Annotated in this window: 16 protein-coding genes; 6 read left to right on the forward strand and 10 right to left on the reverse strand. The window is 69.0% G+C overall.

Going from position 1 to position 17472, the window contains the following annotated elements; genetic code table 11:
• Positions 1-81: 81 nt before the first annotated feature.
• On the reverse strand, positions 82-2667 hold the full coding sequence (locus ACLZOT_RS21340; RefSeq protein WP_416970577.1) for a GmrSD restriction endonuclease domain-containing protein: 2586 nt from the start codon (positions 2665-2667) through the stop codon (positions 82-84).
• A gap of 377 nt (positions 2668-3044) precedes the next feature.
• Here ACLZOT_RS21340 and ACLZOT_RS21345 point away from each other — a divergent pair, with 377 nt between their 5' ends.
• Both ACLZOT_RS21345 and ACLZOT_RS21350 read left to right on the forward strand, forming a co-directional pair.
• A complete protein-coding gene (locus ACLZOT_RS21345; protein WP_416970578.1) occupies positions 3045-3290 on the forward strand; it encodes a hypothetical protein in 246 nt (81 codons plus the stop codon).
• 10 nt (positions 3291-3300) lie between these two features.
• Entirely contained in the window at positions 3301-4254 is a 954-nt protein-coding gene (locus ACLZOT_RS21350; RefSeq protein ID WP_416970579.1) for an FAD-dependent oxidoreductase, read from the forward strand.
• A 28-nt stretch (positions 4255-4282) separates the two neighbouring features.
• Here ACLZOT_RS21350 and ACLZOT_RS21355 read toward each other — a convergent pair whose 3' ends face one another.
• The 5 genes from ACLZOT_RS21355 to ACLZOT_RS21375 form a co-directional block, all read right to left on the reverse strand.
• Positions 4283-5140 (reverse strand): hypothetical protein, encoded by an 858-nt coding sequence (locus ACLZOT_RS21355; protein WP_416970580.1) that lies wholly within the window; start codon positions 5138-5140, stop codon positions 4283-4285.
• A gap of 168 nt (positions 5141-5308) precedes the next feature.
• Complete coding sequence (locus tag ACLZOT_RS21360; protein WP_416970581.1) at positions 5309-7009, reverse strand: relaxase/mobilization nuclease domain-containing protein; 1701 nt, start codon at positions 7007-7009, stop codon at positions 5309-5311.
• Positions 7006-7494: a plasmid mobilization relaxosome protein MobC gene (mobC, locus tag ACLZOT_RS21365; RefSeq protein ID WP_416970582.1), complete on the reverse strand. Its 489-nt coding sequence runs from the start codon at positions 7492-7494 to the stop codon at positions 7006-7008. Before mobC ends, ACLZOT_RS21360 begins: the two co-directional genes overlap by 4 nt.
• 840 nt (positions 7495-8334) lie before the next feature.
• Positions 8335-9012 carry a hypothetical protein gene (locus tag ACLZOT_RS21370; protein ID WP_416970583.1) on the reverse strand — a complete coding sequence of 226 codons (678 nt, stop codon included), beginning with the start codon at positions 9010-9012 and terminating at the stop codon, positions 8335-8337.
• Positions 9013-9020: 8 nt separating this feature from the next.
• Positions 9021-9830 carry a helix-turn-helix domain-containing protein gene (locus tag ACLZOT_RS21375; protein ID WP_416970584.1) on the reverse strand — a complete coding sequence of 270 codons (810 nt, stop codon included), beginning with the start codon at positions 9828-9830 and terminating at the stop codon, positions 9021-9023.
• 684 nt (positions 9831-10514) lie between these two features.
• Between ACLZOT_RS21375 and ACLZOT_RS21380 the strand changes: the two genes are divergently transcribed.
• The 4 genes from ACLZOT_RS21380 (at position 10515) to ACLZOT_RS21395 (ending at position 13955) form a co-directional block, all read left to right on the forward strand.
• Positions 10515-10898 (forward strand): helix-turn-helix domain-containing protein, encoded by a 384-nt coding sequence (locus ACLZOT_RS21380; RefSeq protein ID WP_416970585.1) that lies wholly within the window; start codon positions 10515-10517, stop codon positions 10896-10898.
• A gap of 49 nt (positions 10899-10947) precedes the next feature.
• A complete protein-coding gene (locus ACLZOT_RS21385) occupies positions 10948-12474 on the forward strand; it encodes a LacI family DNA-binding transcriptional regulator (RefSeq protein ID WP_416970586.1) in 1527 nt (508 codons plus the stop codon).
• A 196-nt stretch (positions 12475-12670) separates the two neighbouring features.
• Positions 12671-13219, forward strand: coding sequence for an ATP-binding protein (locus ACLZOT_RS21390; RefSeq protein WP_416970587.1), 549 nt, complete (start codon positions 12671-12673; stop codon positions 13217-13219).
• A 133-nt stretch (positions 13220-13352) separates the two neighbouring features.
• Positions 13353-13955, forward strand: a complete 603-nt coding sequence (locus ACLZOT_RS21395) for a non-canonical purine NTP pyrophosphatase (protein WP_416970588.1) — start codon at positions 13353-13355, stop codon at positions 13953-13955.
• Positions 13956-13977: 22 nt separating this feature from the next.
• Here ACLZOT_RS21395 and ACLZOT_RS21400 read toward each other — a convergent pair whose 3' ends face one another.
• The 4 genes from ACLZOT_RS21400 to ACLZOT_RS21415 are packed head-to-tail and all read right to left on the reverse strand — an operon-like array spanning position 13978 to position 17388.
• Positions 13978-14697 (reverse strand): class I SAM-dependent methyltransferase, encoded by a 720-nt coding sequence (locus tag ACLZOT_RS21400; RefSeq protein ID WP_416970589.1) that lies wholly within the window; start codon positions 14695-14697, stop codon positions 13978-13980.
• A 20-nt stretch (positions 14698-14717) separates the two neighbouring features.
• Positions 14718-16076, reverse strand: a complete 1359-nt coding sequence (locus ACLZOT_RS21405; RefSeq protein WP_416970590.1) for a hypothetical protein — start codon at positions 16074-16076, stop codon at positions 14718-14720.
• Positions 16076-16831 (reverse strand): hypothetical protein, encoded by a 756-nt coding sequence (locus ACLZOT_RS21410; protein WP_416970591.1) that lies wholly within the window; start codon positions 16829-16831, stop codon positions 16076-16078. The genes ACLZOT_RS21405 and ACLZOT_RS21410 overlap by 1 nt, the downstream gene beginning before the upstream one ends.
• A complete protein-coding gene (locus ACLZOT_RS21415; RefSeq protein ID WP_416970592.1) occupies positions 16831-17388 on the reverse strand; it encodes a hypothetical protein in 558 nt (185 codons plus the stop codon). Before ACLZOT_RS21415 ends, ACLZOT_RS21410 begins: the two co-directional genes overlap by 1 nt.
• Positions 17389-17472 lie beyond the last annotated feature (84 nt).

Below are 17472 nucleotides of genomic sequence, written 5' to 3' on the forward strand. Positions count from 1 at the left end.
TGCACGCCGTTGCTACAGGCCCCATGCGTGACGTGGCGTGGAGCAGCAGGACGCCGTCGCCCCACGCTTCACCGGAGGGTGTCAGGGAGTGCCGGGGTCCTTGTCCACCATACGGCGGGCCTCCGCGAGAGCCGCCGTATGCGCGAACCACTCCAGCACCGCGCAGATCTCCTCGCTGTGCGCGGCGAAGACTTCCACCGCGAAGGACGGGCGCAGGTCCAGTTTTGCCTCGGCCAGGTCGATGCCCTCGACCTTGTTCAGGCGGTTCATCAGCTCGCGCCGCAGAGGCTCGTCGTCGAACGGTGGGCGCCGTTTCAGATACTGGAAGACGACCTCGACGGTGCCGGAGACCGGGTAGAGGGCCAGGGGCCACAGCTCTCGGGATGCGGGAGCGTTGCCGAAACGCACTGTGGGGAAGCAACTGGTCTCGCTTGCTCGGCCGTAGGCGAGATGACCGCCCTGCTGCTCCCAGAAGCGCAGGGCGTCCAGGACGCCGTCGATGGTCTGCTCGGTCTGGTTGTCGCGCAGCTGCGTTTCGAACCGGCTGGCCGCTGACTGCTGCTCGTCGCCGTCGGCCTGCGGTGACGGCTCGGCCTCATCGATGACGTCCTTGCCCAGAAGGGCCGCCAGGTCGGAGGTGGTCAGCCGGTGGGATCGGCGGGCCCGGCCCGCGTCGTCGAAGGAAACTCCCTCGGCCTCCAGACGGGTTCGCACATCACCGAGGTCCTGGCCGTCCGGCCATCTGAAGCCCGCCGAGACGCGACCGTCCGCCGTAAGCACCCGGTAGGCGCCGTGCAGACCCACCTTGGACGCCAGATGCTGGCCGACGGGGACGGCGTGGGTGCCGATGAGCGCGGCGACATCGCCGTACGTCGTCCACGTCCCGGCCGGCATGGCGAGAAGCGCGGCCCGCAGCTCCTTCCATCCGGACCACTCGTCGTCCACCGGGACCGTGCCCGCGACGGGTCCGGGCCACAGCCGTACCACCCGGTCGGCGAGGGCGGCGGCGCGATCGAGGATCTCCGCCTTCCCCCAACGTTCCCGCCCTGCGATCTCCTGGTTCATCCGCAGAGAGCTGAAGTCCAGGATCTCCTGTTTGCGGCGGAACGGATGGTTCGAGAGCTTTGCGTTGTCAGCCGAAAGAGTCAGGTTGCCAAGCGTGTGGACGAGCAGGGAGTGGAGTTCCTCGGCGCCCTGTCCGTCCTCGGTCTCCTCGGCCAGCAGGTCCAGCCACTGGTGCGCGGGGCTCTGTGGCAGCACGTGCTCGACAGTCAGGCGCGCCTTGGCGTAGTCGACCGGTTCGCTCGCTCCGTAGCTCTCCTCCAGCCTCCGCAGCACCTGGAACCGCTGGTTGCTGCGACCCGCCTTGTAGAACGGCCGGGTGCGGATCGCCTCGCGGACGGCGTCGTCGTTAGGCCAGACACGGGCACCCGTCTTGCTCTTCGACAGGAAGCGGCTGACGGCCTCGGCCGGGTCGTCGTCCTTCTCCATCTCCTTGGCCATCTCCATGAACACCCGGTTGCTGCCCGTGGTGGAGTGTCCGGTGAACAGGCGCCGCACCATGTAACTCTCGGCGTACGCCAGTGCCCGGGCGGCCTGATGGGGTGTGGCCTGCCCGTCGTCCACGCGGCCGAGCAGATGAAGTGCCAGCGGGTAGTGGGTCTGACCGCCCCACCGGGAGAGCCTCTCCAGCACTTCGCGCAGCTCCGGGTCGGCCTCCCTCTCGGGTTCCAGGATCCGCATCAGACGCTCCGCCCGGCGGGCCAGGGAAGCGATCTCGGCCTCCAGGGCCACTTCGTCGGAGCTCAGAGGTTCCAGGCGTTTCTTCTGGTCCCGGTAGATCTCGCTCTGCTTCGCCCGGCTGTTGCCGGCCACCACCAGGTCGAGCCAGACGAGGAGTTCGAGGTTGGCGGGGCCCAGCCGTTCCTGCATGGGCAGCCAGAGACTCTGGTAGACGGCCTCACCTCGGGTCGGCAGGCACATGAAGAGGTAGTTGCGCAGCAGGTCGCTCTGGCTGAGTCCGACCCCAGTGTTGTTGATCGACTCGAAGATCCGGTAGACGTTGTCACCCTCCGACGCGGTGATCTCCACGATCGACAGCAGACCGCTCAGCACGGTCTCCACCGCGTCCGTCCACGTCTCACCAGCATTTTCCTCGCCCTCTGCGAGGGCGCCCAGGAAGAACCGGTAGGCGGCGCCCACGTTGCCGGGGCCGCCGGCCCTTGGCGAACTCTCGACACAGGCGGTGAAGGCGTCGCGGTCCGCCTGCGTGGGAAGGAGCCGGTAGTGGTCGTCGCCGCTTCGGTACTTGTTGACGAGCACAAGGTCGTGGATGCGCTCGGCCTTCTGCGCCGCGCCGCGTTCCCGGTGGCGGTCGCGCAACGCCGTGAAGGCGAGCATGAGAGTGGTGAGCCGCTGCTGGCCGTCGACAACGAGCCAGCGTTGCATGCCGCCGGCGGTGATCCGGCCCGGGGCCAGCACCACGGAGCCGAGGAAGTGCGCCGCGGGGGGCCGTCTTTCCAGTTGCTCCTCGACCAGCTCCTGCACGTCGTCCCAGAGTTGCCGCAGTTCGTCCCGCTGCCAGCTATAGGTGCGCTGATAGAGCGGCACTTGGTACTGCTTCTCGCCCTGGACGAGCTCGTTGAATGTGGTCTCCTGAGCGTGCACGCGCGTCTTTCCCCCCGCAGAGTCCTGGACGATCCATATTCCCCCATCAGGGTGGGCGTGTCCTCGCCCTCGACTGGATCAGTAGCGGGGATGTGTATTTCGGCAGCTTGGCCTCCAGCTTCGCGGGGTGCACAAGGGCACGCTGGTGCACATTTCAAGCTTGAAGCAGAACTCCACAGGAACCGCATGAACGGCCGAGTATGGACTGAGATGTGCTGCGCCCTCTGGGTTCGCTTCAACCTTGACAACACGCTCGTAGACCGGCGATGAGTGCGCGCTGGCTGGGGCAGCGAGTTCACAGTCCAGCGCGGTCCGGAGGATGAGGGGCAGGCGCACGCCCGACGTCTCACGTGGTCGACTTCAGCCAGCGCCGAGTCATGTTCGAAGGCGTCTTGCTGGTCCTGAACCACCGTGCTCATGCTGACTTGGAGGCGGCCTGTGAGGTCGGCCAGATCGTCGCCGGCCGTCTCGACGCGGTGCGCTCGCCTCGCAGCGCGGCCCTGCTCCACCAACTCGCCGCAGACCTGCGCCGCCGACAGCGCAACGCTCACGTGCGCAGTTTCCTGCCGCCCCTGGAGCACGCCCTCGCTGAGCACGCCCCGTCGGCATCGCCCGGCCGTTAGGGTCAAGAGCATGGCCGTAGGGGAGCGCGTTGTCGTCGTCGGGGCTGGGGTGGCAGGTCTCACCACCGCCGTCGTTCTCGCAGAGGCCGGAGCCTCGGTGCACGTGATCGCCGAGCAGGTGCCGGGCGTCACGTCCTTGGCTGCTGGGGCGATGTGGGGGCCGTACCTGGTCGAACCGAAGGACAAGGTCGACCAGTGGGGAAAACGGTCTCTGGCAGTCTTCCGCGAGCTGGCCGAGAGCCCGTCCACGGGTGTCCGGCTCACCAGCGGCATCGAGGCATCCCGCACTGCGGAGGCGCCACCGGACTGGGCCATCACCCTCCCCGGCTTCCGGCCGTGCGACCCGGCTGAACTGCCGGCCGGGTTCTCAGCCGGCTACCGCTTCACAGTGCCGTTGATCGACATGCCCACCTACCTCGGCTACCTCCTGCATCGGCTCGGTGCCGCTGGGGGAACAGTGGAGCGGCTACGCCTGGCCTCGCTCGCAGACGTCGGCCCGGCCACCGTGACCGTCAACTGCACGGGCCTCGGCGCCAAGGATCTGCTGCCGGACCCGGGCCTTCGGCCCATTCGCGGCCAGCACGTCGTCGTCACCAACCCGGGGCTGAGCGAGTTCTTCTCCGAGGACACCGGCCTCTCGCCGGACCTGTTGTGCATCTACCCCCACGGCGACACCGTCGTCCTGGGGGGCACCGCCACCGACGGAGAAGGCGACCTCGCCCCCGACGGCAAGGCGACGGCCGACATCCTGGCCCGTTGCACCCAGGTCGAACCTCGCCTCGCCGAGGCCCATTTCCTGGAGCACCGGATCGGCGCCCGGCCGACCCGTGCCACGGTCCGTGTAGAGGCGGAGCGGGCGGAGGACGGCACCGTGCTCGCGCACAACTACGGGCACGGAGGTGCCGGCGTCACGCTCTCCTGGGGCTGCGCCGAAGAGATCGGGGCGTTGCTGTCGGCCGCGTGATCATGGCTCTGCGCGCCCACGCTCGCCGTCAGCCCGCCTGGAGCTCCCCGATGACCCGCTCGGCCATCCGCCGGGCGGGTTCCAGCCGAGGGTCCTTCGGGTGCGCGTACGGCCCGAGGATCTTCGAGCAGACGAACAGTGTCATCACCTTGCCGTCCCGGCTCTCGAAGTCCGACCGGCGTTCGCTCCGCACCCGCTCGGCCAGAGCCGGGACGGCGAGGGAACTCGCCCACAACGAGGCCGAGTCCAGCCCCAGCGGCGCAGTGCCCCAGTCCTCCCAGTCGAAGAGGCTGAACGCCGGAGTGGTCATGTTCGCCCAGTTCAGATCCGCGTGCGCCGGAACCCACCGCTCCACGGTCGTGTCGAAGTCGCCCGAGAAGACACCGCGAATGGACTGGGTGACTAGGGTCTGGGTGATCGTGACGGTGTCCGGCGTGGCGACACGTCTCGTGCCCTGGGAGGCCAGCGCGTCCAGCGAAGTGTTCAACGCCTCCCACCAGGCATCCGGCAGTTCCGGGTCCTCACTCACCATGGCGCTCCCGACAGGAGCCCCGGGCAGGAGGTCGGTTTCGTCGGCCCGCCACATCGCCGACTCGTCCGCGTCCCGCCAGACCACACATCCGTGCCACTCGGGCTGGGCGATGCCCTCCAGACGCGCAGCGCTTTCGGTGCCGTTCCAGCCCTGATCGGGGATCTTGTCGAGCAAACGCCGCTCGATGCGCACCCAGGTGTCACGGGCCGTCCTGACCCCCACGGACCGGCGTTTGCGCACCACCGTGTCCGGGAGCAAGATCACCTGGAGAGCCCGCCCGACACGATCGAGCACCTCGCCGACCGGCCGTACCCGTAGATCAACGGCCTGACCCGTGGAGACGGAGAGCGTCATGCCCGCGACCGTAGCAGCGGACGCTCGGGAATCGCCGTCCCCCGAGGTGTGAGCAGCAGGCGTCAGCCGCTTCCGGAGCCTGAGGGCCAGAGGTGCTATCCGCTCTCCGTCCCTTCTCCCGGGACTCCGGCGTGTTGATGGCGCCAGGGTTCACGCCGCCTCCGCTTGTCACCACGGCCGATGCGGACGCGATACCGGCGGTGCGACGGCTGGAGCGATCTGCTCCGCAGTCCTTGAGACGGGCCGGGCAGAGGCAGTGGTGCTGCGGGCTTGTGCCGTACGTGCGCGAGCACTGGGCACATGGCGTGCCCCGAGCCGCTGGACGCGCCAGGTGAGCACTTCTGTCGGCGAGCGGGCATCGTCCAGCGGACGTTGCCCCGCTGCCTGCCGGAGTAGTGAAGCGGGGTTATGGCCTGCGCGTTCGGCATCCACGAGGACCGTCGTCAGCGCGTCCCAGCTGGCCTCCGCGAGGATCTGCTCGGCATGGGAGGGCACGGCCTTGCGCAGGTGCTCGGCGTATCGGCGCCTGACGTCGACCGGCGGCCTTCGTTCGGCGAGCCGCGACAGCGGGGTCGACGCGGCCCGCCCGTACGCGGCTTGGAGATGGTGCAGGGTCTGCTGGGCTGCGGCCACCCGCTGGTCGTGATGTTCCAAAGCGTTCCTGAGGCGCACGGCGACGACCGCGAGGATAGCGGCGTCTACGAGCATGGCCACGAGGCTGTCGTCGGCGGGGTGGTGGCGCAGGGTCTTCAGGGCGCCGCGCAGCGTGCCCGCGTGGTGATGGTCCACGTGGGCACGGGTGTTGACCGCGCACTCGAACGCGATGGCCGCCTTGCGCAGCTCGGCACGCAGGTGGGCGGGAGCGAAGGCGGGCAGAGCATAGAGGAACTCTCCGAACGCCACCAGGTGCGCCGAGGCTGTCGCCGGATCGTTCTGGGCGAGGTGGTGGGGGATGCGCTCGATGCCGGCGGTGGCCTGGTGCCACGGGTTGGGGCGGTGCTCGATCCGCGAGGGTTCGACGGTGGCGAGTCGCTGTTGGATCTGGGGCAGGGACAGGTCGGTGGCGAGGCTGGAGCCGGAGTACCAGACAGGCTCGGAGTCGGAGTTGGTGTCGTCGGGGAGGGCGACCTTGTAGCCCTGGAGGTCGCCGGAGGGCAGGGTGCGGGTTTCGACCTGTAGACCGGCGTCGGCGAGCAGGTTGAGGAACTCTTCCACGGTGTGGGCGTGGGAGAGCGCGGTGCGCACGGTGAGGCGCAGCTGTTCGCGCACGGCCCGGTCGCGTCCGTTGCGGGCGGCTTTCTCGGTCTCCGCCCGCGTGGGCCGTTTGGCGGCCGGCCAGGCGTCGCGGTCGCGGTTGACCTGGTGGAGGCCGAAGTCGGTCTCGATCCGAGTGAGTTCGGTCATGGCGCGGTGGTAGTCGTTCCAGTTGCGCGGTGGGCGCAGGTCTCCGCGCATCTTGGTGGCGACGATGTGGATGTGGTCGTCCGCGTGGCGTACGGCGATCCAGCGGCAGCCGTCCGGATCACCGTCCGGGGCGATGCCGGTGGCGTGCAGGACGCGGCGGGCGATGGTGGCCCACTCGGCGTCGGTCAGGGTGCGGTCCTCGGGCGCTGTGCGGAGGGAGCAGTGCCACACGTGTCCCTCCGGGGCCCGGTCGCCGGCCTGTTCGACCCGCAGGTCGAGGGCCTTGACGAGCTGGTTCATCCGCTCCCTGTGACCGAGACTGTCTTCGGGGCCGGGGTCCGGGGCGAAGCCGTCCCAGGAGGCGACGATGTGCTGGTCGGTGTGCACGGTCGCCCTGCCCGGCCCGAACAGGTAGATCAGCACGCCACGGGTGTTGCTGCCCGGCTTGACGATGTTCGCGATCACGTCCGGCGCGTTTTCCGCTCGGCAGCGTGGAAAGCGGCCTCGTCCACGGCCTTCACCGCGTTCCGGGCGGTGGCCAGGACGCGGTCGGCCCGCTCCAGAACGGCGGTGTCCACAGGGTGTGGATGGCCGCCGGAGTTGAGGCGGTGGGCAATCTGGTTGACGTTGGTGCCGATCCGGGCGATCTGCGTGCGCAGGGCGGCGAACTCGTCGATCACGTCGTCGTAGACCGTGCGCTGGTCGGGTAGGTGCGTCTCGCCGCTGACGAACGCCATGACGACCGCGCCGACCAGGTGCGCGCCGGTGATCCCCAGTGCCTTGGCCTTGGCGAGGATCTCGGCCTTCTCGTCGACGCTGTATCGCACGTCGACACGCTTCTCTCGGCGTTCGGCATCGCGTTCTCGACGACGGGCGACGCGGTGGAGCGCGGCTTCGTCGGCAGCGCGTACGACGGCTGGCCGCTGCTCGGCGGCAGTGGCATCGCCCATCCCCTCCCGCTCCGGTGCGCCCTCGCGCCGGAGTGTCCCCTCCGTCACCCCTGGGGCGGAGGGGACTGCGATGGAACGGCCGGTGGACGGTCCATCGCCATTGCTTGCTCCGCTGGTGGTCGGGGTGGTCGGCATCTCCTGCTGACGGGTGCAGAGGTGGTCAGGGTGTCGTTCGCGCACGTGTGGTTCTCCGAGGTGTGAGGGCGGAAAGCTGGGCCGCCGAGAAGCTGCCCGGCGAGGGATGGGGCATAGCCGAGGGCTCTCCGCTGCTGCGGGATGCGGTTCGGGAAGGGGTGTCGGGGCGTAGCTGTCGGGCTGAGAGCTGCGTTCGAAGCAGGAACGTGGGGACCGGTCCCCACAGCCCGGCGGCTGTGCACGGTCCCGGACGGTCCGGGACCGGGACACGACGTTTGTCCGGGACCGGTCCCCAGGACATGTCGTCAGCGGAACGGTCCCCGTGACATGTCGTCAGCGGGACCGTCCCGCTGTTGTCCGGGACCGGTCCCGGACCGCGTGCGCCGACGAGGCGTCGGTCCCCGCCGTCGGGGACGCTTCGGGGACCGACCTGACAGCCCGCCTGAGCTGCGGTTTCCAGAGGAATGGTCCCGTGCGGTCCCCGGTTCCGTGCCGTCTCGGTCCCCGGTTCCGCCGCGTGACGTTTCCGTACGTGTCGGTCCCCGGAAGTGGGCTACCGGGACCCGGGGTCCGGTCCCCTGACATCGCGCTCTCGGTCCCCGGAACGCGGTCCCCGAGACGCCCATCGGAACGCCTTTGTCCGCCGGACAAGACCGGTCCGGGACCGGCGTAGGAAGCTGCGGTGAGGACTGAGCCCAGGCCGCGTCACACGGCCGGCAGCGCGGCGGCGCGGTCGACGCGCGACGGGTGGGGGACCGCTCGTACGGCACTGCCCCGGACCGCGCCGTCCGGCCCCGTCTTTCTCCGGCGGCACGGGACGCCCACAGGCGCGTGGCACCACTCGCATCGGACGCCGAGTGCGTCAGGGGCGCCGCTGGGGTCGGCGACCTCGCGTGCGGCGAGGGCTGGACGGTAGCGGGTCAGCTCGGCTCGTACGGCCGGCGGAATGCACGACCCGACTTCGCGCAGCCGCTCCTCGACGTCGCGAGGCGGTCCACCGCCGGTGATCTGCCGGTGCGTGGACGGCGGGGCCGTGCCGACCGCGACGGCCTTGCGGGTGCGGAGCAGCTCGGCTCGCCAGGCGGCCGGATCGTCGGGGTCGACGGCGGGGGTGGGGTCGGTGTGCCGGTCGAGGCGGTCGCGTCGGTGGGTGTGCCATCGGCGGGCGATGTCCACGGGCAGGATCGGGTACGGCGAGTCGAGGATGTGGGACCGTATCGCCTCGCGGACGTCCCAGCCGTGGCCGGTGGCGAAGGGCACGTCGTCGAGCAGCTCCTGCCACTGGTCGACCTGGGCACTGGCCTCGCCGGTGATGGTGCGGATGGTGCGGGGGTCAAGACGGCCGATGTAGGCCAGGGCGGCGGCGATTTCGCGTCGGTCCAAAGGGCGGGTCACTCCGTTCGGGTCGGCTTGTCGATGGCGGCGAGCAGAGCGGCCATGTGCGCCTCGGCGCGCGTCATGTGGGCGGGCGGGGCGGGGGTGCCACCAGGCAGGTTCGGGCGGTCGGGGGCAGGGGTGCGCTCTCGGGCGATCCACGCGCGCCAGTCGGCCGTCCACGCGGCGGCTGTGCGCGGCCCCCAGGCGGCCCGATAGGAGCGCCACTTCCTGTCGGTGGAGTGCAGGGCGTCCTCACCGAGTCGGTCGAGGTGGCCGTGGCTCTGGAGCCAGGCTCGGGTGCCGTCGTCGATCCGCCATCGATCGGCGGGGATGAGCGGTGCAGAGCTGCTGCTCTTACCGTTCACTTTCAGTTCTCTACCGTTCTGGGGGTCGGATTCCGCACCTGTGCCGGGTCGGAATCTGTCCTCTCCGGGGCTCGGATTCCGTTGCCCGGGGTCGGCTTCCGGTCCCTCCTCGAAGGGGGCGACGGGGTTGGATTCCGATACCCCGGAGGCCGGTTTCCGGTCCCCTCCGGCGCTGCGTTCCGCGAGGAACCGGGCGGCTTCCGGTAGGTGGTAGTACGTCTGTCCCCGCGGCCCTTTGCGATCGCCGAGTGCCACCAGCTCGCCGTCGGCGATCAGCTTGGCCAGGGCGTCGCGTACGGCGGTACGGGAGGCGTTAGCTCGTTTCATCAGGGTGGGCACGGAGGCGTACGCGACGCAGCTCCCGTCCCGGCACCGGTCGGCGATCAACGCGAGCACCATGCGGGCGGTGCCCTTGCTTCGGCTGTGGTCCCACACCCACTCGCGGGCGTCGAGGCTCATGGTTCGGCGGCTCCTGGGTTCGGAGGGCAGGTGGAGATGCGGCGCCCTTGCCGGGCGGTGCGCGGGGGAGAGGGGGCGGTACAGCCCAAGCCTGAGGGGGCTGATGGCTTCGCCCAGCCAAGAAAGCCACATCAATACCGCAGAAGTCCAGAGTTTCTTCGGAGAACCCAGGAAGCTGACGGCGAACGCGTACCCCTGGGCATTCTGTAAATCGTAATCCCGGACTGCCGGTCGCCGAAATCGGTTGCCCGCAAGGCCGAGCCAGAAGGATCACATCGAGAAGGCTTTGACCTTCCTCGGAAGGCAAGCTACAACACAACATGCCACGTCAGAGTGTCTGTCCGACGGATCGACGCCTCTCATTCCTCATGCTTGGAAGGTGGCCCGGTAGCAACTCCCATCGGCGGAGCGAGCGCAACATAGCCGACGATCGCCGGTTCACCAAACGGGCGAGTCAGGGCTATCAATATGGGTATGGAAAACCGATTCCTGGAAATCGCTTCGGCCGGAATGCGGACCGTCGAGAACTTCCGTGCCGAACCCGCTTGACGCCGCGCACGGCATCCACGAACTCGTCGCCCTGACGCAGGCCCTCCGCGCCTCACCCCGCACGCCACCACGCGACGAAGCCCGCCCGGCACCGCTGCCCGCACAGGCACCCCACCGAAAGAGGACCCGCTCTTCTTGCACGACCCCGAGATACCCCCTGCCCTTGTACGCCGCTTCCCTCCCCTTGAGCGCGGAGCCCCCCTGCCCCGCCTCTACCGACCCGAGGAGATCGCAGAAGCCCTCGGCTGCTCCGCCTGGTGGGTCAAGGACCGCGCCCGGCGCAGCCTCATCCCGCACACCCGCGTCGGCCGCGCCTACCGCTTCACCGCCGCGCACCTCGCCGAGATCGTCCGCCTCCACGAAGAGCACCCGAAGCGCCCCCGCAGCAATGCGCCGGTGACAAGTCCCCCGGCCGTACGCACTCGTGCCACCCCGGAGCTTCGGCCGGTGACCGCCGGGACGACGGGACGTCTGAAGGCCAGGCCGCCGCGCCGAACCCAGTACGAGACCGCCTTGTAGCGAGCACCCCACCCAGCCACCGCCCAAGAGCCAAGAAGGAAGAGGGAAGTTGGGCTTCGCGGAGAAGCGGGGAAACTACTGGCGCGGCCGGTACAAGACGGCTCCCGGCAAGCACCTCACGGTTGTCGACGAGAACGGCAAGGCGATCCGGTTCGCGACCAAGGGCGAGGCCCAGCGCGCCGCGAGCGAGGCCGAGAACAAGTACCGGCGTGGCGACTGGCGCGACCCGGCGCTCGGCCAGGAGACCTTCGGCGAGTACGCGAACCGCTGGTACGCCGCCCAGGACCTGGCGGCCTCGACGATGCAGAACTACAGGCGTCACATCGAGGAGCACCTGCTCCCGGCCTTCGAGGACAAGGCGCTCGCCGGCATCCTGCGCACGGACATCGACCTGTGGGAGAAGAGGGAGAAGGCCCTCTACGCCCTCTCCAGTGTCAAGACCTGGCGCTCGACGCTCCACCTCATCCTTGAGGACGCGATCGACGAGGGCCTGATCACCTCCAACCCGGCGGCACGACGACGCGGCCGAGGCAAACGCGCCGGCCGCTCCCGCTCACGTGGCCCGGAGAAGGTCGTCACGGACGCCCTCGGCATCCTGCTGACCGCCGAGCGAGCCGCCCTGCTCTCCGGCCGTGACGACGAGTTCGTCGCCGTCGTCCTCAAGGGGTACACCGGCATGCGCTGGGGCGAGATCGTCGGCTTGGAGACGGAGTTCGCCCGCCTTGGCTCCGTCCGTGTCGAGTGGCAGCTGTACGAGCTCGACACGGGCGAGTGCGTGCGCTGCCCGCCCAAGGACGACAGTTACCGCACCATCGACGCGACGGACTGGCTGTCGGCCCTGGTGGTCGACCACGTTGCCCGTACGAAGCCGAAGCCCTGCCCGTGCCACGGCAAGACCTACGTCTTCCGCGGCCAGGGAGCCGCGCGGACCGGCGGCCACCAAGGCGCGAAACTCGTCGACGTCGCACGCCGTGCCGAAGTCTCCACGGGCACGGTGTCCAACGTCCTCAACCACCCCGACCGCGTCACCGAGACCAAGCGGCTGAGGGTGGAACAGGCCATTGCGGACCTGGGTTTCGTGCGAGGCGGCGTGATCCCGGAGCATGCGGCGCACTGGCGCCGCAACGGCTTCGCGACGTGGCTGTTCGCTCCTGCGGTCTCCGGCTGGTACCCGAAGAAGGCACCGCAGGAGGCACGCCCCGTCCCCCTGCTGGCCGAGCCCTGGCCCGGCGTCCCGGCCCGAGGCCGCGGGGCCGCCGACCGGGCCGACGCCTGCTGGCTCCCGATCGCCAAGGGCCTCACCCCTCACGGTCTCCGGCACACCCACCGGACCGTGATGGAGGACCTCGGCACCCCGAAGGTCCTCATGGACGACCGCATGGGCCACATCGACGGCTCCGTCTCGGCGCGTTACGCCCACGTCACCCCCGGGATGCGCAAGCGCCTCATGCTCGCGCTGACCGAGCAGTGGGAGACGGCGCTCGACGCGCGCTTGGCGATGTGCTCCACTTCGCCGGTGCGCGTGCTCAACGAGCTTCTGCGATCGCGGAGGCTTGCTGCGCACGCGGTTGCCTAGATGATGAGGGGGTACGCCTTTCTCTCGTGGGCTGCGAGTACCCCCTCCGACTTGATCACCTGCGGTGAGTACCACAAGCCCCAGCCTCGTCAAGGCACTTGCCCTCGACTGCCTACGGACAGCCTGTCCTCCCACGTCCCCTGCGGGATGGAAGGCTTCATTCCTCCGAAGCCCCTTCCAAGGTGAGGATGACGTCATGGCACGTCGCGATCCCGGTCGTCCGGTGTACGAATTCACAGTGCCGGCTGCCGTCGAAGCTGTTCCGGACGCGCGCCGCCATGTGGTCGCTCTGGTCAGGGAGTCGGCTCTTCCCGTACCGGACGACACGCTGCACACCGTCGAGTTGCTGGCCGGCGAGGTGATCGCCAACGCCGTCCTGCACTCGAAGGCGCCGTGCGACGTTGCGGTGGTTCGAGCTGGTGCGCGCATTCGTGTCGAAGTCACGGACACCGACGTCTCGTTGCCGAGCGCAGTGGAGGCGGGACTCGACGACGAGGGTGGCCGGGGACTCCTCCTCGTCGACACAATGGCGGATGCCTGGGGAACACGGCTGGTCCCCCGAGGCAAGATGACGTGGTTCGAGGTTGTGGCGAAACCCGTGGCCGACGACTTGGACAGTCAGGCTGACGGCCCGATGCCGTCAGCCGGTGACAGCACAACCGCCGCGCGGAGTACTGTCCGCCAGACCCAGACGACACTTCCCGTCAACTCGGCGGGCGTCGGCACCCCATACCGAGCTGCCTGAAAAGACCGCTGCGCAGACCGTGATTCTCAGCGGCGCACTTCACCTGCCGAAGATGCACTCGGCGCGGCTCAACTGACATCGTGTCCCCTCCGTTTCCGGTCCGCGACGACGACCCAGAGGAGACAGTTCGCCAATGCCCCGCATCAAGGTGGCCATGTGCACAGGAAACCCCGGCAAGTTCCGCACAGCCCAAGAACACCTCGCCCCCTGGAAAATCGAGGTCGAGCAAGTGCCCCTGGACCTGGACGAGATCCAGACGACGTCCGTAGCGGAGATCGCGCAGCACAAGGCCCGCCAGGCGTTCACGCTTCTCGGGCAGCCGTTGTTCGTGGAGGACTCGGGTTTCTACATCGAGGAGTTCGGCGGCTGGCCGGGCCCGATGGTGAAGCAGGCGTTGGAGGCGTTCGGTCCCGAGGGGTTCACGCACCTCGCGGAGCGTACGGCGACGCGGGCGTGCAGGTTCGCGAGTGCGGCGGTGTACATCGATGCGGAAGGCGCGCTGCACACCTTCGCCGACGACTCCCGCAAACCCGGCACCATCGCAAAGACGCCGGACCGGGGCAGCGGTGAGCGTTCCTGGTCCGACCTGTGGTCGATCTTCGTCCCGGAGGGCGCCACGGCGACGCTCGCGGCGCTCCCGGACGCCGAGCAGGAGCGGGTGTTCGCGGAGTGGCGGTCGACGTCCGTCGTGGCCGCACTCGGCGCGTGGCTGGCCGAGAACCCGTCCCGGGCCTGACCAGCCCTCCGCCCCTCGTTGGCTACTTGGTGGCGACCACGTACACGCTGGCCCATTCCCGCTTGGGGTTGGCGATGCTCGGGTCGAACGGCCAGGGCTCGACCGTCGTGAATCCGGCCTCGGTGAAGAGCTGGACGAGTTTGTCGTGGTCGTAGGCCCAGTAGTGCGGGTGGTAGACGGGGTCGTCGTCCTGGTCGCGGAACACGTAGTTGATCAGGTCGAGTTGGGTGTTGATGTGGTCGAGGCAGTCGCGCCTGCCGTACCACTTCTTGATCATCGTGCGGGTGTCCGCGTCGCCGGACGGGTAGCGGGAGAGGACGAAGCCGGCGTCGGGGACGCCGGTGACGGCACGCCCGCCGGGGGCGAGGACGCGGTGGGCCTCGCGGGCGTAGTGCTTGGCGGAGTTCGGGTAGTCGATGTGTTCCAGGAAGTGTTCGGAGAACAGATCCTCAACGGAGTTGTCGTGGAGGGGTATCCACTCGCGGACGTCCCACAGGAGGTCGGCCGGGGAAACCACGTCGATGTTGAAGTAGCCGTCGATCCGATGAGCCCCGCCGCCGATCTGGACCTTGCGGGGGGTGTCGTCGATCCGCCCCTCGGGCCACACGTTCAGCGCGGCGGTGTGGGTGCGGTGGACGTCGAGTTCCTTGAGGGCGGCGCGCAGCGCGCGGGCCAGGCCGTGGGTGGTCGTCGGCTGTGCGAGCAGCTCGGTGATCTGCTGCGACACGGTGTCAGGGGTCATGTCGAGGTTCTCCTTGCGGCTCAAGTCCGGGACAGGCTGCGGCTGTTGCGCATGAGGGTGTGTTTGATGTCGACGAGGCGCGGCGCGATCGTGAGGTCGAGCTGCTGGACGGGGTGGAGGTGTCCGGCGTCGTCCTGTTCTGCCCGCCAGACGCGGTAGGCGAGGTCCGGGTAGGCCGGGTTGATGCCGATCTCCCCTTTGGGGATCGTCCCGTTGAACGGCGTGAGGATGTCCATGTGGTTCCAGTAGTTCCACGCCTGGAGCGCCTTGTGCTGGTCGAAGTAGAAGTAGAAGTGGGGGTAGCGGCCGAAGGTGCGCAGTTCGCGGTGGATGAGGTGGCCCAGGAGGGGGCCGAGGTGAGTGGCGAGGCTGTTGAACTCCCAGCGGGTGTGCCGCCATTCCTCCGGGGTCTGGCCGGGGGTGAAGAGGCGGGCGGCGATGAGGTGGCTGACGCGTTCGGTGAGATGGCGCCGGGCGTGCTGGGGGTCGAGGCTCGGGTCGACCTGCGCGAGGAGGGTGTCGAAACGGGCGGGCGGGGGACGGAACTTGGCGAGGTCGAAGGTGCCGGCCATGGCCAACTCGGAGGAGAAGATCAGGTCCTTGTAGAGCTGGTTGTTGAACTCCCCGAGCTCCGCGAGCCGTTGGGTCTCAGCACTGGTGGAGTACAACATCAGGTACTCGGCGAGCGCCTCGAAGTACACGTACCCCAGGATCGGCAGGCGCGGGATCGCCGAGTCGAGCAGTTGCAGGAACAGCTCGGGGTCGACGGTGGTCTGCCCGTGGGCGATCGCGGAGGCGAGCGCGAGGAACCCGGCGGAGTTCTTCGTCCGGCTGGTGACCGTCTCGCGGAGCTGATGGCGTTCGGTCTTGGAGAGGAGGTATTCGAGGAGGCTGTAGATCCTCAGGTGGATCGCGCCGAGCCGCAGGTAGTCGATGCCGGCGAGTCCGCGGTACGCCTGGTGCGGTACGTCGATCTCGAAGACGAGCGGAGTCGGCGTCGCGCCGGGCCGTCCGATGCGTCTGAGGAATGCCGGGGCCTCGCGGTTGAGGACGTACGCGGCGAGGTTGTGCATCCGCAGGCCGTTGCCGGTGGGGGTGAGCGGGGCGCAGTAGATGCTGCCGACCAGACATCCGCCCGAGGGGTAGAGGACCCCGTGTTCGCTGATCTCCTCCAGCGCGTGCGTGACGTGCAGGAGATGCAGGGTGGTGTTGTTGGTGAGCGCGTCGAAGAGCGCGTTGTTGTGCAACAGGGCGCCGTTGGGGGCCTCTTCGGCCAGACGCGCCTCCCACCCGACGCTCTCGGCAGCGCCGGGGAGGACGGACGCGCCGTAGAACTCGTGGGCGTCGGCCCATAAGTGGTACGCGTCGAGGAAATCCATCAGATCAACTCCCGCCGAGCGAACGCCTTCAGGACGGCGGACGTGCTGTCCGTCCCCGCCACGTGATCGGCCTCGGACCACAGCACGAGGTCGAAGGCGACGGCCTTCAACTCCTCGAACGCGTCCACGCGCACGTGCCGGGCGTCGGGCCACCACGTGAGTTTCGGCAGGCGGTACCGGTCGAGCGCGTCGGCCGCCTTCACCACGTCGGTGACCACCCGAGCCGCCGCGTAGTCCATCTCGTCGTCCGGCGTGAAGTCCGGGTACGGCACCTCGTGCAGCCGCACCGAGACGGCCGCCTGCCGCACGGCCGCCGGAGGCATCTCCAGCCGGAAGCGCCCCCACACGTCCTCGGCGTTCACGGTCAGCCAGCGCGCGGCACGCGCACCGTGTCCCCGGTCGTCCTGGTCGTGGAGGCGCCGGCAGTCGTGGACGGCGGCGGCGACGATGACCGTGGCGACGTCCGCCTCACCGAGACCGGCGGCCTCGGCGAGGAGCGCGGCCAGCGCGGCAGTGCGCATCCCGTGCCGCACACCGTGCAGGGAATCGTGGAGCCGGGGTTCCGCGAGCCACGCCGTCGGCATCGCGGTGCGCACCAGGAGGCGCCGGGCGACGGAACTCAGCCGCGGTGCCCTGTCGTCGAGTTCATCGGGCCGGTGTTCCGCGATCCACTGCACCGTCTCGGCGTCGGTGAACTGGTGCCGGGGAAGCTCCTTGCGCGCCGCCAGTTCCACAAGGCTCGGAGTCGTACTCATCACGACTCGGAGGCGGACCGCGCCGATTCGAACGCGGCTGTGAACTGGGCGAGTTCGCTCTCACTCATCAGGATGACGCCCAGCTCGCGGGCGACCGCCGCGATGCGCTCGTGCGCCGTCACCACCTCGGCGGGGCTCGGCTCCTCGTCGAGGAGCACTTCGAACTCCGCGTGGTACCCCCACGCCTCGCTCCACTTCACGGCGATCTCGACCTCGCCGAAGCGGAAGTTTCGGCGCGCGTTGTACGCCTCGTGCATCGTGCTCTCGAAACCGAGCGTGTTGAAGATCCGGACAGCGGCGGGGACGTCGTCGTGCGCGATGGCGATCTCGGTCTCCGGGAAAGCCGAACCCTGGCCTATCTTCCCGTCCTTGAGGGTGATCTTCGCGGTGGTGGTGGTGATGTTGTCGGTGACCTTCAGCAGCCGGTCGGGCAGGACGTAGAAGTAGATGTACTTGTCGTCCTGGCCGAGGTCCTCACCGTCCCGTTCCAGACGCGCGACCAGCCGGTCGTGTACCTCCTGGCTGAAACGGGCACGCATCTCGATCTCGACAGGCACGGAAACCTCCTTGTTTCGGGCATGGGTGATCCGCCCGGAGCGCCCAGGGGTGGGGTCCGGCAGGATCGTGGTGTTCAGATGGGG

Source organism: Streptomyces sp. 4F14 (genome assembly GCF_048159485.1).
Taxonomy (GTDB): domain Bacteria; phylum Actinomycetota; class Actinomycetes; order Streptomycetales; family Streptomycetaceae; genus Streptomyces.